Source organism: Corynebacterium sp. MSK297 (assembly GCF_030232885.1).
Taxonomy (GTDB): Bacteria; Actinomycetota; Actinomycetes; order Mycobacteriales; family Mycobacteriaceae; genus Corynebacterium.
Map to the genome: position 1 here is coordinate 1 of NZ_JASPGD010000028.1, position 1267 is coordinate 1267.

2 protein-coding genes are annotated in these 1267 nt (G+C 49.3%); both read right to left on the reverse strand.

Translation table 11 applies throughout. The features are described 5' to 3' along the window. Positions 1-31: 31 nt before the first annotated feature. Positions 32-880 (reverse strand): IS3 family transposase, encoded by an 849-nt coding sequence (locus QP888_RS10965; protein ID WP_161970162.1) that lies wholly within the window; start codon positions 878-880, stop codon positions 32-34. A 23-nt stretch (positions 881-903) separates the two neighbouring features. Beyond that, the gene (locus QP888_RS10970; RefSeq protein WP_018120343.1) at positions 904-1194 is read right to left on the reverse strand and encodes a transposase; all 291 of its coding nucleotides are present in this window, start codon (positions 1192-1194) and stop codon (positions 904-906) included. Positions 1195-1267: the final 73 nt, after the last annotated feature.

Genomic DNA, 1267 nt, shown 5'->3' on the forward strand with positions numbered 1-1267 from the left:
TGGAGTGGGCTGGAATATCGGACCAGTGACCTTAACTGGTAACCTCGAGATTTTCTTTCTTCCAACACTCAACAAACGCATCCGGGCTTAAATAACCCAAAGACGAATGCGGATGCAACTGATTATACCTTTGTGACCACCACGCCACCATCCGGGCAGCATGGGTGTGATCATCAAAGACATTATCAGCCAACAACTCATCACGCATACGATTATGAAACGACTCCACAAACCCGTTATGCCACGGCTGACCAGGGGGAATGAACGCCTGGGTTAACTGTTGCTCATCAACCCAATCTCGTAGCTTACCCGCAATAAACTCCGGGCCGTTATCCATACGCAACACCTTTGGACAGCCATGCTCTAACACAGCAACATCTAGCATTTCCACCACATCAGCAGCACTAATAGACCGAGCCAGGCTAAAAGTCACATGCTTGCGACTAAACTCATCGATGACGTTGCAGATCTTAAACGCCCGGCCGGTGTAATCAGAATCAAACTGGAAATCCAGTGCCCAAATCTCTCCTGGTTTTTCTGCTGCTCCTTTTCGGGGTTCAGGATTATGTGAGATCACCTGCTTACGTTGTTTACGAGGAAAAACCCGTAAGTTTTCCTCACGCCACAACCTGCGAAACACATCCCGAGAAACGCTGAAACCAGCACCGCGAGCATGAACAAGTCCACGCCTATAACCCCACCGACGATGGGTATCAGCAAACTCATTCATCCACTCACGCAGCAAATGGTAGCGATCTGCGCTTGGGTTACCACTACGCTTTGCGCGTTGCCTACGCGCCCGCTGATAGCTTGATCTAGATAGCCCGACAACACGACACGATAACCGCGTACTAAAGCCTTTATCGGTGAGATAGTCCACGGATTCGTGTTTGTGTTGCGGGCTTAGAATTTTTTCTCAGCTAGCTCGCGTAATGCTTCTTTTTCTAGTTCTGCTTGACCCAAAAGAGCTTTTAGCTGTGCATTTTCATCCTGCAGACGCTTGAGTTCTTTGGCTTCTTTGCGGTTGATCTGCCCGTAGTCACGGCGCCAGCGTGCCAAGGTGGCTTCTGAAACACCGATGTCGCGGCAGATCTCTGCGTTGGTTTTGCCTTCATTGGCAAGTTTTGTGGCTTTTTCTAATTTAGCCACGATTTGTTCTGGGGCGTGTTTGGTGAACTTTTTCATGGTTTCCATATCTTTCTGACCTGGTCGGTCGTTATGGTCTCCTATGTTAAGTCATCCGGTCCGAAAAACCCCGCCCACACCA

Excerpts from the sequence above, each read along its gene's own strand:
- QP888_RS10970 (WP_018120343.1), bottom strand. The coding sequence starts at position 1,194 with ATGGAAACCATGAAAAAGTTCACCAAACACGCCCCAGAACAAATCGTG.